The sequence below is a fragment of the Thiofractor thiocamini genome (assembly GCF_055384375.1).
In genome coordinates this window covers 1,663,618-1,678,449 of record NZ_AP042389.1, presented here as the reverse complement: position 1 = coordinate 1,678,449, position 14,832 = coordinate 1,663,618, and the positions used below count along the sequence as shown (strand labels likewise).

Below are 14,832 nucleotides of genomic sequence, written 5' to 3'. Positions count from 1 at the left end.
ATTATTCTTTCCAGTCGCAAGGAGGAAATATCTTTTTGAAAAACCAAAGTGAAGGACAAAAGTTGGTAAATGCCCAGATAAGCAGCATAATGATAACAAATGTTTGAAGAACTACTGCGATTTGAAACATTGTTTGGTTGCCGTTTACCCCAAGTGCGAAAAGAAGCAGAGTTATACCAAGAACAATTGCGGTCAATATCCTTTGCAATCTTTGATAGCACATATTCACCTCCTATGTAAAGATTAGTTATTTTATCTAAAATGTTATAAAAACCAAATGAAATTTCAGTAATACATAAGTAATACTAAGGTATTATTGTCTCAAACTTTAAAAGGTGAATATTTTGAGAACCATAACATTTAAATCCGATGATAATTTTTATAAATTACTTGATCATATCGCAAAGCTATTTCATACTTCAAAAAGTGAAATTATCAGAAAAGCTGTTATAAATTATAAAGATATGATAGAAAAAGAGAAGCTAAAAAAAGAGATAAAAATAGCTTCTATGAGAGTTAGAGAAAATTCTATCGAAAGTTTAAAAGAGTTTGAAGACTCATTAGATGACGGCTTGGAAAATGTTTAAAAAGGGTGAAATTTATCTGGCAAATTTAAATCCAAAAAGGGGAAATGAAGTAGGTAAATTAAGACCGATAATGATATATCAAACAAATTTTTTAAACGAAGTAAATCATCCAACAACTACTGTTTTGCCCTTGTCAACAAAATTGATAAAGGATGCTTACCCATTGAGGTATAGAGTTAAAAAAAGAGAAAAATTAGAAAAAGATAGTGATATTTTATGCGACCAGATAAGAACTATAGATAACCATAGAATTATAAAAGAGAAGATAGCTACTTTATCACAAAAAGAGTTATATGAGATAGATTTGCAAATAAAGATAGTGCTGGATATTGATATATGATAGTTATAACCGGCGGTATTGCTACAGGAAAAAGTACGGTTTCAAAAATATTTGAAGAGTTCGGATATATAGTAGTGGATGCCGATAAGATAGCACACAAAGAGCTTGAAAACTCTAAAGATGAGATAGTAAAAGTTTTTGGAAAGAGTGTTTTGAAAGATAAAAAGATAGATAGAAAAAAGCTTGGAAGTATCGTTTTTGGCGATAGTGGCAGCAAAAAAAAGCTTGAAGAGATACTTCATCCAAAGATTAGAAAAACCATAGAAAAAAGTATCCAAACTTTGCAAAAAGATGGTAAAAAGTATATAGTTGACATTCCTTTATATTTTGAAAGCGGTGAGTATAAAGCCGATAAAGTTATATTGGTTTATGCTCCAAAAGATGTGCAATTAAAAAGAGTTATGCAAAGAGATAAGCTTACAAAAGAGGAAGCATTAAAACGCATAGAAAGCCAAATGGATATAGAAAAAAAGAGAGATATGGCTGATATAGTCATAGATAATACAAACGATATAAAACAGTTAAAAGATGAGGTAAAGAATGCAATTTTCCAAATATAGTGCAAGCGGGAATGATTTTGTGATATTTCATACATTTTTAGAAGTCGATAGAAGTGAACTTGCAAAAAAACTTTGTCATAGGCAATTTGGCATAGGTGCGGATGGTCTTGTGGTGCTACTTCCAAGTGATAAAAAAGATGAGTATGATTTTAAGTGGCAGTTTTACAACAGTGACGGAAGTGAAGCTGCGATGTGCGGCAATGCAAGCAGAGCAGTATCCCACTATGCCTTTATAAACGGTTTATGCAAAAGTAAAACGAAGTTTTTGACAAAAGCGGGTATCATAGAGGCTGAAGTTGAGGGTGATATAGTAGAATCGGCTCTAAGTGAAACAAAGATATTAAAAGAGGAGTTTGAAGATAGCGGCTTTACATGGTCTTTTTATGATACGGGAGTCCCTCATCTTGTAACATTTGTGGATGATTTGGATATGTATAACAAAGAATTTTCTAAGAGCATGAGAGAAAAATATAATGCCAATGTAAACTACGCAAAACTTGAAAATGGTAAAATGTATGTCAGGACTTATGAAAGAGGTGTGGAGAATGAGACTTTGGCATGTGGCACCGGTATGGCAGCTTGTTTTTTCGGGGCTTTGAGGAAAAATCTCATACCAAACAGTATAGAAGTTTACCCTAAAAGTGGGGAAAGATTAATCCTAACTTATAAAAATAATAAGATATATTTTAAAGGAAAAGTTGTGAAAGTTTTTGATATAATAGAGTATATATACTAATTTACGGAGAGACAATTGAAGAGAATTTTAGCGATATTTTTGCTATTTTCGACACTTATTTTTGCAGGAGGCTTGCCATCTTGGTACTACAAGATAAAAAACGTCTCTACCCAAAAGCAAAAGTTTGTGGAGATTATGCTACCGCTTATAAAAAAAGCAAACCAAAAGACTTTACAAGAGAGAAGGTTTGTAGAAAATTTTTTTGACAAACTTGAAAAAAAAGGTTTTAAATCCATAAAAAAAGATGAGCTCAAGAAACTGGCAAGATTGTCTAAAAAGTATAAGGTAAAACACTTATTCGACAAATTTGAGTATCTTTTGAAGATAGATAAAGTCCCCGAATCTTTAGCTTTAACTCAAGCTGCTATAGAGAGCGCCTGGGGGAAAAGCAGATTTGCAAAGTATGCCAACAATATATTTGGTCAATGGACATATAAGACAAAAGGTCTGGTGCCTGAGCACAGAGCGGAAGGAAAAACCCACAAGATAAAAATCTTCCCGTCATTACAAGCCTCGGTCAATGCTTACATAGCCAACCTAAATAGAAACAGAGCATATAAGAAGTTTAGATTTCAAAGATATCAAGCAAGACTTTTAAATGAAATGTACAGTGGTTTGGATGCAGCTAAAACTTTAAGAGAATATTCCGAGCTAAAAGACAAATATGTTAGGATGATAAGAAAATTTATGCAAAAAAACCGCTTTTTAAAGTATGATACCATAGATAAAAACAGCAATCAAAACAAAACCCCTCTCATGTTTGCGCTCAATACAAATTTTTAACCTGAGCTCCTTTTTTGGTATAATTATACTGGTCATGCCAAAAAAGGAGAGCTTTTGTCAAATGACAATCTTTTAGATATATTATCGGATAAAAAAGTTTTATATGCCGAAGATGAAGAGGGTATTAGAAAACATATTTCCGAAGTTTTGGAGCTTTTTTTTGATGAAGTGGTTGCAGTGCAAGATGGACTTGAAGCAACTTACGAGATGGATGCGGGCAATTATGATGTTTTGATGTTTGATATCTGTATGCCTCATCTTGACGGACTTGAAGCACTAAAAAAGATAAGAGAAAAAGATAAGAAAATACCCGTTGTCATACTCTCAGCCCACACCGAAGAAGAGTATCTTTGGAAAGCGGTAGAGCTTAAGATCACAAAATACCTTGTAAAACCGTATGATAAAGAGAATCTCATACAAGCTTTAAAAGCAGTCGCTCTTGAACTAACTGATCACAATCTTCAAATCAAACTTAAAAACGGTTCGATTTATAAACCTGATAAAAAAATAGTATCTTGTGACGGCAATGATATGCAATTGACCCAAAAAGAGAGTCGTCTGCTTGAATACTTTATAAAAAGAGCCAATCAAACTGTTGCTTTTAGTGATATAGATGAATACATGTGGGGGTTGGAAGCACCCAGTAAAGAAGCCATAAAGTCTCTTGTGAAAGAGCTTAGAAAAAAGATAGGCTCCCAAAACATAAAAAATATATATGGCATAGGATATATGCTTGAAATTTAAAAACTTATCCAACTCCGTATCGGTAAAAACAAAAACCATTATACTTGTCCTGTTCGTTATCATTACCCTGTCCATCATATTTTTTTCCATACGATATATAGATATAAAGAATTTTGCCAAAGCAAACCAACAAATGGAGCTTAAAAGAGTAACGGTCGTTTATAATGAAACATTAAAAAGAGTAAGAAAGTTTTATACGACAAGAGGATATGCCAACATAAATTCTTACGGGATAAAAAAAGCATTTGAAAAAAAAGATATAAAAGCGTTGCATGATTTAAGTCTCCCAAGATGGAGAGTCATAACAAAGGAAAACAGATACTTAACGACATTTGCTTTTTATGATAAAGATGGAAAACTTTTGACATATTTTGGTAAAAAAGCTGAGCTGCGACTTCCTTATACCAAGAGTAAAAAATTTCCATATGACGGCTTTTGGTATGGGGAGGGAAAGTTTTTTTACCATACGGTTTCTGAAGCAAGAGATAAAAACTCAAAAGTAACCGGATATGTGGTTTTTGTGATAGATCCAAGATATTTTCTATCCCAAATTAGAAAAATCATGGATATAGATGCTTATATATATTATGACGGCTACGGGCAAAATCTAATCTTTTCATTAAATGGCAATGATACTGTTAAAAAATTGATAAAAGATAAGAAATTATCCAATTTTAAAGAGATCAAGTTTGAAAAAAGGGATTATCTGACTTATATCATTAAAGGAAGAGGCATAGATAAAAAAAATGATTTTAAGATCATTTTTTTACAAGATATCTCTCACTGGAAAGGGATAGTAAATAAAGCAATTTTACAAAGTATCATAGTAATGATACTGCTTCTTATAGTCACTGTCGTAGTTATAAACTATGGTTTTGATATCATCTTAAGGCAACTCGATGAAGTAAATACAAAACTTGTAAATAGTCAAGAAGAGTTACAAGAGTTAAATAAAAATCTACAGATCAGAGTGGAAAAAGAGATAAAGGAGAAGCTAAAAAAAGAGAGAGAAGCAAACGAGAAAGAGAGGATACTCGTCCACCAAAGCAAACTTGCAAGCATGGGCGAAATGATAGGCAATATAGCACATCAATGGAGACAGCCTTTAACGGAATTGTCTTCCATACTTATAAATATGGAACTGTTTTTTGAAAAAGGAAAATTAACAAAGCATAAACTCAATGAAAAGATAAAAGATGCAAATATGCAGATAAATTTTATGTCCAAAACCATCGATGATTTTAGAAATTTTTTCTCATCAGGCAAACAAAAAGAGATGCTTGATATATCCATACCTATTTTAAAAGTCAAAAAATTGATGAGTGTATCTTTGAAAAACAATGATATAGAACTCGATATACGAATGAAAGACAGTTTTCATATATTTGCATATCCCAACGAGATGACACAAGCTCTTTTAAATCTAGTAAGTAATGCCAAAGATATATTGATAGAGAGAAAAATAAAAAATGCAAAGATAGAGATATCAACATACACTTCCAATTTTTCAAATATTTTAGAAGTAAAAGATAATGCAGGAGGTATAAAAGTAGAACCGGTTGAAAAGATATTTGAGCCGTACTTTAGTACCAAGCATGCTACAAGTGGAACAGGCATAGGTCTTTATATGACCAAGATAATAGTAGAAAAAAACAATGCCGCTAAAATATTTGTAAATAATAGTGACAAAGGAGCTGTTTTTAAAATAGTTTTTGACATACTTGACTGATTACTACAGTCTGCCCATTCCCACTACCATCCCCCAACTTTCCCCCTTTTTATTGTTATGATTTTGGAAAATTTTCAAAAGGAGAAAATATGGAAAAGAAAAACTCCAGAAGAGATTTTCTAAAAAAAGGCTTATCGACAACTGCTTTTGCGATGCTTGCCTCATCGCAGGCAGATGCCTTTTCTATGCAAAATCCCGGACGAGATGCAAATGATCCTAAGTACATAGGCCAAAAAGGAAAGCATTTTGTTATGGTTTTGGATCTTAGAAAGTGTATAGGCTGTCAAGCTTGTACTTCGGTTTGTAAAGTGGAAAATGAAGTACCAAGTGATCAGTTTAGAACTTTTGTTACCGAAACCGAGATAGGTGAATTTCCCGATGTTAGAAAAGCTTTTCTACCTCAGCTTTGTAATCATTGTGAAAATCCCGCTTGCGTTCCCGTTTGCCCTACCGGAGCTACTTTTAAAAGAGAAGACGGCATAGTGGTAGTTGACAATACGGTTTGTTGGGGATGCGGCTACTGTATAAATGCCTGTCCGTATGATAAAAGATACTTCAATAAAAGAACAAAAACAGCCGATAAGTGCAATTTTTGCGCCCAAAGAGTCGACAAGGGACTTTTGCCGGCTTGTGTTGAGACTTGTATAGGAGGTGCCAGGGTTTTTGGAGATATAAATGACAAGAACTCAGATGTTTACAAACTTCTTAGTAATTTTTCTACAACTGTTCTAAAAGAGGCTCAGGGAACAAAACCACAAGTTTTTTATATAAGTTTGGATTCAAAGGTAGAAGAACTCTTTAGTACTACCCAAAGTTTAGATGATATTGTCAAAGCTGAAGAGGGATTTGAGAGAGAATGGATGAAAACAAGAGAAGGAGTACACAATGGATAGTATAAATACACTTATCTCATCAATTACCATAGCAAAACCTTGGGGTATAGATATACCGAACTATTTCTGGTTTACAGGTAGTTCTGCCGCGGCTTTTATCATATCAAGTTTTGCTCATGTTTTTGGATGGAAAAAGTATAAACCAATCGCCGGGATAGCGTTGCTAATGGCATTTGTTCTTTTGGTAGCCGCCCCTTTGAACTTGATAGATGACTTAAGACAACCTGGAAGAATTTTGAACTTTTTCCTATATGGCTGGGAAAATTTCCCGACTTCTCCTATGAAATGGGGAGTTTTGCTTCTTATGGCATACCCCATACTGATATTTTTTGAAGCCCAGGCACTTTACAGACCGTATTTTGTAAAGCAGGCACAAAGAGGGAGCTTCTTTTCCAAACTCTTTACATTCGGCAATATGGACTTAAGTAAAGAAGCATTGGAAAAAGATCATAAAAAAGGATATATACTTGGAGCCATAGGTATCCCTTTGGCTTTGGCGGTGCATGGATATACCGGTTATATCTTGGGTGCGGTTCATGCAAATGTAATGTATCACACTCCATTGATGCCTATTATATTTTTAGCATCCGCTATGGTTTCAGGAACAGGACTGCTTATCTTGCTCATACCTTTGTTTCAAAGATTTTTGTCAGAAAGAAAAAAAGTCGATACCGATATGGTGGCAACTCTTGCCAAGCTCTTATCCTGGTTTATTGTCATTGATTTGACTACGAGGTTTTTGTGGCTGACTTTTTCTTTAACTTTCGGAGATGGTGAAAAATATGCACTTTACAGTTACTTCAACCTACATTTTCAAGATACTCTCTGGATTGATTATGTGTTATGTTTATTTGTGCCCCTTGTCATAGGTTTTACAAAACTTAGAAATATACCTGTTGTTGTATATTTTGGAGGTATTGTCACTGCTATAGGTGTTTGGCTTTTTAGGTGGAATACCGTCATAGGAGGAGAAACCATACCGCGAACAACCCCTGGTTATTTGAGATATGCACCACCGACTTTCGGACAAGACAGTATAATTTCCGTGCTTTCAAACTGGGGGATACTTTTTGTTTTGATTTGTATAGTATTGTTGATATTTCCCTGGGATGAAGAGATGGAAGATTGTTATGAAGGAGTAGAAAATGCAAAATAGCAGAAGAAAGTTTTTATTGGGTTCGGGTGCTGTTGTAGCGGCAGCTTCTGTAGCAGGCTATAAAGAGACATTAGGTACTGTGGCGACTTTTTCCAATAAAGGTGAAAAAGCAGCGGATAGCATATATTTTAATTCTCCTGAACCGGAGTATGAACTGAAAAATGATAAGTTTACACCAAATGATGACTATAAAGTCTGTGCGACAACATGCATAGGGTGTACCACACAATGTGGAGTAAGAGTTAAAATAGATAAAAAAACAGATCAAGTCATAAGAGTTTTGGGAAATCCCTACAATCTTTTATCAACAGATCCTTGGCTGCCATATAATACTCCGATAAAAAAAAGTTATGAAATTTTGTCTCAAAAAGGCAACTTTGAAACATACAGATCAAATGTCTGTGCCAGAGGCAATGTAATCTTTGATAAAATAGATGCAAAAGACAGAGTGCTTAAACCGCTAAAAAGAGTCGGCAAAAGAGGTGAAAACAAATGGAAAGAGATAGATATAGAAGAGCTTATAGATGAGATAGTAAACGGCGGTAATCTTTTTGGAGAAGGGAATGTAAAAGGACTTAAAGATGTCAGGGATACAAAAACTCCAATCAATCCAAAAGAGCCGATTTTTGGACCAAAGTCAAACGGCTTGTGTCTCATAGGAACGACTCATGAGGGTAGATTTAAAACTGTAATACATAGATTTTTAAAATCGTTTGGGACATCGAACTTTATGGGGCATACTTCCATATGCGGTCTATCCATGAGGGCGGGTGAAGCCGCATATCTTGGTAACTTTAAAAAATATCCTCACTTAAAGCCCGATTTTGAAAATACAGAGTATCTTTTAAGTATAGGAACACCTCCCGGACAAGCGGGCAATCCTTTTAAAAGACAAGGAAAGCTTTTAGCTAGAGCAAGAAGTGAGAAAAATATAGAATACACTATAGTCTCACCTATGCAAGGCAACAGTGATACTATATCAGTCGGTGAAAAAAGCCACTGGATACCTATAATCCCGGGAACTGATTTGGCATTTGTCATGGGAGTTTTGCAAGTTATCATAAATGATAAACTTTACAATGAAAAATATTTGAAAATACCTTCAGCCAAAGCCATGAAAGCTTTAAAAGATGCTTCTTGGACAAATTCAGCCCATCTTATCATACAGGACAAAGAGGGTTTTGGAAAGATACTAAGAGATGGTAAAATACCTTTGGTTTTAGATGAGAACGATAATGTGCTCAAGTCTTGTGACGATGTTACTCAAGCCGTTTTGGATTTTAAAGGAAGTGTGGAATATAAAGGTAAAACTTACAATGTTCAAACAGCTTTTCATGAACTTTCACAAAATGTCAACGAACTAACCCTTGAAGAGTACTCAAAAGAGTGCGGGGTAAGCGTTGAAAAAATGAAAGAAGTAGCCAAAAAGTATACAAGTCACGGTAGAAAAGCAAGCGTGGATTGTCATGGCGGTACTATGCATACAACAGGTTTTTATACAACTTATGCCGTAATGATGCTTGGAGCCATGGTCGGTAATCTCAACTACAAAGGTGGTATGAGTGCAGGAGGCGGAGCATATAAGGATTTTGTAGGTAAAAAATACAACCTTTTTGGATATAAGGGAAAAAGCAAAGTAAAGCGTACCAGGATCGATAAAACACGAATGGCTTATGAAAAAACCAATGAATACAAAGAGAAAAAAGCAAAAGGTGTCAATCCTTATCCGGCAAAAGATACTTGGTATCCCTTTACCAATGCGCTTGAAAGTGAAGTTATAACAAATAGTGCAAAAGGATATCCTTATAAGCTTGATGTTTTGTTGTCATTTAACTCAAACTTTATGTATGGTACAAGTGGCGCCGAGAATAACATAAAAGAACTTATAAGTGATCCCAAAAAGGCAATACCTCTTTTCATAGCCGTTGACCCTTTTGTCAATGAGTCATCAAAATATGCTGATTATATTATACCTGACTCAGTTCTTTACGAGACTTGGGGAGTCGTTCATGCGTGGGCAGCATATCAGACAAAAATAAACACTCTAAGATTTCCGGTAACCAAGCCAAGACAGGCAAAGTTTAAAAACGGTGAACCTATAGAGATGATAAGTTTTATCATAGCGCTTGGTAAAAAGTTAGGATTGCCAGGATTTGGAGATAAGGCACTCAAAGGACAAGACGGTAAGTGGTATCCTTTTAATAAAGCGGAAGATTTTTATCTAAGAGCATTTGAAAATATCGCGATGGACGGCAAACCTGTTCCTGATGCGACGGATGAGGATATAAAGCTAAGCGGTATAGAGGAGTATGTTCCTTCGCTAAAGAGAATATGCGGGCAAAATTGGAGAAAAACCGCATATGTTATGGCAAGAGGCGGAAGGTATCAAGATATAGAGCATAGTTACAATGGTGAGTTTGTATCTAGAAGATATAAAAAACCGATACAAATCTATAATGAAACTGTTGCTCACTCAAGAAACTCAATCACAGGAAAAAGAAGAAGCGGAACTATCAAATACTACAAACAAAGAGTTGTAGGGGGTGAAACTTTTGAAAAATTGTATCCAAAAGATAAGTTTCCTTTAACTGCTTTTGCATACAAGTCAAATGTTTTGGCAACACCAAATACATCCAGTACTCTTATGAAAGAGATCAGATATACCACTTATGTTGATATCAACCCAAAAACCGCTGAGAAATTCGGGCTAAAGCATGGTGATTATGTAAAAGTAACTTCACATGACGGGGAGACGGAAGGTTATCTAAGATACAGACATGGCGTACATCCAGATACTATAGGTGTAGAGCAAGGAGACGGAAGAATGGCTGAAGGTGCTGTTGACATAGAGATCAACGGCAAGATCATAAAGGGTAAGATTTCAAGGAGAACAGGAGTATTTTACAACAAAATAGGACTGAAAGATCCGAGCAGAAAAATAGCTCTTGTAACTGATTTTGTATGCGGTTCAAATGTCAGACATGCAATTCCGGTAAAAATAGAAAAAGCACAAAGGATATAAACAATGAAAAATATAAGTTTAAGTTTAGCTGTTTTGGCAACATTGGCTATGAGTGCAAATGCAGGGAATTCTCTTAGCGATGCATTCAAAAACGGAACTTTTAAAGGACAGTTGAAAGCTGTGTATTATGATGTGGATAAAGCTGCAGGTGGCGAAGAGAGTATCTTGAGTCTTGGTGTTATGTTAAATTATGTAACAGGCAACTTTTATGGATTTAGTGCCGGCTTTAGAGTAAAAGGCAGTAACTCACCATGGGCTAGCACAAAGGAGAAAAACTTTTACAAAGCGGACCTTTACGGTCCCGGTGCCGTTTTGGAAGAGGCCTACTTGAAGTATCAGTACAAAAAAACATCACTTAAAGCAGGAAGACAGTATATAAATACTCCACTTCTTGCAGGTAACGGCTCAAGGATAGTTCATGGATCTTTTATGGGTTATACCGCTACTACAAAAGAGTTGCCAAAAACAAAGATATTTGTAGGTTATGTTGATAGATACTTGACAAGAACAAACTTCAAAGGTGCAAACGGCGGTAGTATAGGCGGGTTCAATAAAAAGATTTTTATGTATGGTGCAAAGTATAAGTATGGTTTAGGGGATGGCATATGGACTGCATTGGTGCAAAATAAAAGTATAAAAGGATTGAACTTAACCGGGCAGTATCTTAAGATAAAAAATGCAACCATCAATGCAACCGGAGCTCCTCAGGGAGATATCACTGTTGGCTTGATGCAAGCAGAGTATAAGTTCAAGCTAAACGGTATGGGATTGCTTGCGGGTATCCAATACGGCTCAAGTAATGTCGATAAAGATGACAGCAAAAGCGGAGATCTTGTGGGCTTTAAAATCGGTACAAAATACCAAGGTTTGATGGCAAGCTTGGGATACACCATCGCAGACAATAAAAAAGGTATGCTCTCAGGTGTCGGTATATCATCAAACTGGGCTTATGCGGGGGATATCATAGGTCTTGAGAGTTATCAAAAAGATGTGGATGCCTTGTCATTAAACCTAAAGTATAATTTTAAAAAGTTCGGAATGAAAAACTTTATGGTATTTGGTAGATATACAAGATATAATGACGGCTCGAATGCGACACTAAACGGCGGAAAAGACCTAAATGCCTATGACCTTATAGCAAGATATGCTTTCAAAGGAGCATTAAAAGGTCTTGTTATCAAGGGACACTATGAAAATGTAGATTTTGACAGCGGAGCGGTTAAAAACTACAGGCTTTATTTAACTTATAATTTCTAAGATCTCCTGATTGCCTGTCTTTGATACCTCAAAAACAGGCAATCAATTTCACTATGATAAAAAAATAATATTATAAAAATAATTTAATATAATGTAAGAATTTAAAGAGTATAATCCGCTTGATAATGGTTCTCAAAAAAGGAAGATAGAAGTGGGAATATATAAAAAAATTCTTGATTTTTATATTGACGGCTTTAGAAATATGAAAGTAGGTAAAAAGCTTTGGTTTATCATGGCCATAAAACTGTTTATATTCTTTTTTATTTTGAAGCTTTTCTTCTTCCCTGACATTTTGCAAACAAAATTTTCCAATGACAAAGACAGAGCTAACTTTGTTATGGAAAATATTACTAAATAAGGAAAAAATATGGACAACACTCTTTTGGTTGATCTATCAAGAGCTCAGTTTGCGCTGACCGCTCTTTATCACTGGCTGTTTGTCCCATTGACACTGGGGCTTTCTTTTATCGTTGCAATAATGGAAACGATATATGTAAAGACGGGAAATGAAGAGTGGAAAAAGATAACTCGTTTTTGGATGACGCTTTTTGGTATCAATTTTGCTATAGGCGTTGCTACCGGGATTATTATGGAGTTTGAGTTTGGGACAAACTGGTCAAATTACTCTTGGATAGTAGGGGATATCTTTGGTGCTCCTCTTGCAATTGAGGGTTTAATGGCATTTTTTATGGAGTCAACATTTTTTGCCATTATGTTTTTTGGATGGAATAAAGTATCCAAAAAAGCCCATCTCATATCAACCTGGCTAGTAGCTATAGGTTCAAATCTTTCAGCTTTATGGATACTCGTAGCTAACGGATGGATGCAAAATCCGGTTGGTATGGAGTTCAATGTGGATACCGCAAGATTTGAAATGAAAAACTTTCTTGATGTTGTATTCAACCCGATTGCGGTTTCAAAATTTTTGCATACGATATCAAGTGGATATGTCATGGGGTCTTTGTTCGTGGTCGGTATAAGTAGTTGGTATCTGCTAAAGAAAAGAGATGTGTTATTTGCAAAAAGAAGTATAGTGGTTGCAGCTTCCTTTGGATTGTTAACATCACTTTTTTTGATATTTACAGGCGATGAAGCCGCACACCAGATCGCTTTAAAACAACCTACCAAATTAGCTGCCATGGAAGGTTTGTATGATGGTGCAAGGAGAGAAGGCATAGTTGCCATAGGACAGTTAAATACCAAAAAGAAGATAGGGGATAAGCAAGATGAATTTCTCTGGTCTATCAAGATACCTTACGCTCTATCTTTTCTTGGATATAGAGATATAAATGCTTTTGTGCCGGGAGTAGATGATTTGGTTTATGGTAATAAAAAGATAGGCATAGAACCGGCAAGCGAAAAACTCGCCAAAGGAAAAATAGCCCTTAATGCTTTGAGAAATTATAAAAATGCAAAAAAATCTCATGATATGGAAAAAGCCGAAGCTTCACTGAAAATTTTTAGAAAATATGAAAAATATCTTGGGTATGGATATCTAAAAGATCCAAAATCAATTATCCCTCCGATAGCTATAACATTTTACAGTTTTCATATCATGGTAGGATTAGGAACTTGGTTCTTGCTTTTATTTGTTCTTCTTTTGTATTTTACATCTACCGGAAAGATAGAGAAAAAAAGAGTTGTTTTGTGGGCAGGACTTTTTACTATACCTCTTGGGTATTTAGCCGGAGAAGTCGGGTGGATCGTTGCCGAGGTCGGAAGGCAGCCTTGGGCTATACAGGGAATGCTGCCAACAGGTGTAGCTACTTCACAGTTAGACAGTAGTTCGGTCATGATTACCATAGGTTTGTTTGCGGTGCTTTTTACATCTTTATTGATTGCCGAGATAAAGATAATGCTCTCTCAGATAAAAATCGGCTACAAGGGGGCTTAAATGTTTGAAAATTTATCTTATCTGTCACTTCAGGAGTATTGGTGGTTTTTAGTATCCTTGATAGGAGCTCTGTTTGTATTTATGACTTTTGTACAAGGAGGACAGACTCTTATAGGTAAAGTTGCGAAAAATGAAGATGAAAAGAGCGTTGTTATATCATCTTTGGGAAGAAAATGGGAACTTACCTTTACTGCTTTGGTCATGTTCGGAGGAGCGCTTTTTGCGGCATTTCCTCTCTTTTATGCAGTAAGTTTCGGAGGAGCGTATTTTGTATGGATGGCAATCCTTTTTTGTTTTATCGTACAGGCTGTATCATATGAATACAGGAAAAAACCGGATAACTTTTTGGGACAAAAAACTTATGAAACATTTTTATATATAAATGGAAGTCTTGGTATCATTCTTATAGGTATCGCGGTGGGTACACTTTTTACCGGAGGTCATTTTGTAAGAAACGATATGAATGTGGCACATTGGACACTACCAACTAGAGGATTGGAAGCTATTTTAAATCCGTTTAACGTGATTTTGGGTTTTTTGGTTTTCTTTTTGGCAAGGGTACAGGCAAGTATGTATTTTTTAAACAATATCGCAAATGAAAATATTCTAAAAAGGACAAGAGCACAACTAAAAAGTGACTCTTTGCTCTTCGTGGGTTTTTTTGTATTGTTCGTCATCTCTTTGCTCAGTATAAGCGGTGTAGGGTATGAAGGCGGTAGTTTCGTAGTGGTGAAACATAAATTTTTGATGAATTTACTCGCAAATCCGATTTTATTGATACTTTTTTTAGCAGGAACACTGATGGTTTTATATGCCATTTATATCTCTTTGTTTAAAAATAGCACAAAAGGCATATGGTTTAGCGGTATCGGTACCGTACTTGTTGTTTTGTCTCTTTTTTGCCTACTGGGTTTTAACAACACTGCCATATATCCCTCACTTAGTGATTTACAAAGTTCATTGAGTATAGAAAATAGTTCAGGAAGTCGTTATACGCTTACTGTCATGAGTTATGTATCTTTGATGGTACCGTTTGTACTGGGATATATCATATGGGCATGGAAGTCCATGGATAGCAAAAAAATTACAGTTGATGAGATCAAATCAGATACTCACAGTTACTAACAGGAG

The 14,832-nt window shown here is 35.3% G+C and carries 15 protein-coding genes; 14 read left to right on the top strand and 1 reads right to left on the bottom strand.

Features of this window, described 5'->3' with window-relative positions:
• Window position 1: 1 nt before the first annotated feature.
• On the bottom strand, window positions 2-223 hold the full coding sequence (locus ACZ47B_RS08490; protein WP_464894117.1) for a hypothetical protein: 222 nt from the start codon (window positions 221-223) through the stop codon (window positions 2-4).
• Window positions 224-344: 121 nt separating this feature from the next.
• Here ACZ47B_RS08490 and ACZ47B_RS08485 point away from each other — a divergent pair, with 121 nt between their 5' ends.
• From ACZ47B_RS08485 to cydB, 14 genes are all read left to right on the top strand, one after another.
• Window positions 345-587: a ribbon-helix-helix protein, CopG family gene (locus tag ACZ47B_RS08485; RefSeq protein WP_464894116.1), complete on the top strand. Its 243-nt coding sequence runs from the start codon at window positions 345-347 to the stop codon at window positions 585-587.
• The gene (locus ACZ47B_RS08480) at window positions 580-927 is read left to right on the top strand and encodes a type II toxin-antitoxin system PemK/MazF family toxin (RefSeq protein WP_464894115.1); all 348 of its coding nucleotides are present in this window, start codon (window positions 580-582) and stop codon (window positions 925-927) included. Before ACZ47B_RS08485 ends, ACZ47B_RS08480 begins: the two co-directional genes overlap by 8 nt.
• Window positions 924-1,487, top strand: a complete 564-nt coding sequence (gene coaE / locus ACZ47B_RS08475) for a dephospho-CoA kinase (RefSeq protein ID WP_464894114.1) — start codon at window positions 924-926, stop codon at window positions 1,485-1,487. The genes ACZ47B_RS08480 and coaE overlap by 4 nt, the downstream gene beginning before the upstream one ends.
• Complete coding sequence (gene dapF, locus ACZ47B_RS08470) at window positions 1,468-2,223, top strand: diaminopimelate epimerase (protein ID WP_464894113.1); 756 nt, start codon at window positions 1,468-1,470, stop codon at window positions 2,221-2,223. The genes coaE and dapF overlap by 20 nt, the downstream gene beginning before the upstream one ends.
• A 15-nt stretch (window positions 2,224-2,238) precedes the next feature.
• Complete coding sequence (locus ACZ47B_RS08465) at window positions 2,239-3,006, top strand: glucosaminidase domain-containing protein (RefSeq protein WP_464894112.1); 768 nt, start codon at window positions 2,239-2,241, stop codon at window positions 3,004-3,006.
• Between the two features lie 54 nt (window positions 3,007-3,060).
• On the top strand, window positions 3,061-3,750 hold the full coding sequence (locus ACZ47B_RS08460; RefSeq protein ID WP_464894111.1) for a response regulator transcription factor: 690 nt from the start codon (window positions 3,061-3,063) through the stop codon (window positions 3,748-3,750).
• Entirely contained in the window at window positions 3,740-5,479 is a 1,740-nt protein-coding gene (locus ACZ47B_RS08455) for an ATP-binding protein (protein WP_464894110.1), read from the top strand. Before ACZ47B_RS08460 ends, ACZ47B_RS08455 begins: the two co-directional genes overlap by 11 nt.
• A gap of 89 nt (window positions 5,480-5,568) precedes the next feature.
• Entirely contained in the window at window positions 5,569-6,372 is an 804-nt protein-coding gene (gene dsrO / locus ACZ47B_RS08450) for a sulfate reduction electron transfer complex DsrMKJOP subunit DsrO (RefSeq protein ID WP_464894109.1), read from the top strand.
• Window positions 6,365-7,528: an NrfD/PsrC family molybdoenzyme membrane anchor subunit gene (gene nrfD / locus ACZ47B_RS08445; RefSeq protein WP_464894108.1), complete on the top strand. Its 1,164-nt coding sequence runs from the start codon at window positions 6,365-6,367 to the stop codon at window positions 7,526-7,528. Before dsrO ends, nrfD begins: the two co-directional genes overlap by 8 nt.
• Window positions 7,518-10,550, top strand: a complete 3,033-nt coding sequence (locus ACZ47B_RS08440) for a molybdopterin dinucleotide binding domain-containing protein (RefSeq protein ID WP_464894107.1) — start codon at window positions 7,518-7,520, stop codon at window positions 10,548-10,550. The genes nrfD and ACZ47B_RS08440 overlap by 11 nt, the downstream gene beginning before the upstream one ends.
• A gap of 3 nt (window positions 10,551-10,553) precedes the next feature.
• Window positions 10,554-11,807, top strand: a complete 1,254-nt coding sequence (locus tag ACZ47B_RS08435; RefSeq protein WP_464894106.1) for an OprD family outer membrane porin — start codon at window positions 10,554-10,556, stop codon at window positions 11,805-11,807.
• Between the two features lie 151 nt (window positions 11,808-11,958).
• A complete protein-coding gene (locus tag ACZ47B_RS08430) occupies window positions 11,959-12,165 on the top strand; it encodes a DUF4492 domain-containing protein (RefSeq protein WP_464894105.1) in 207 nt (68 codons plus the stop codon).
• A 9-nt stretch (window positions 12,166-12,174) separates the two neighbouring features.
• Window positions 12,175-13,701: a cytochrome ubiquinol oxidase subunit I gene (locus tag ACZ47B_RS08425; RefSeq protein ID WP_464894104.1), complete on the top strand. Its 1,527-nt coding sequence runs from the start codon at window positions 12,175-12,177 to the stop codon at window positions 13,699-13,701.
• Entirely contained in the window at window positions 13,702-14,826 is a 1,125-nt protein-coding gene (gene cydB, locus ACZ47B_RS08420; protein WP_464894103.1) for a cytochrome d ubiquinol oxidase subunit II, read from the top strand.
• The last annotated feature ends 6 nt before the right edge of the window (window positions 14,827-14,832 follow it).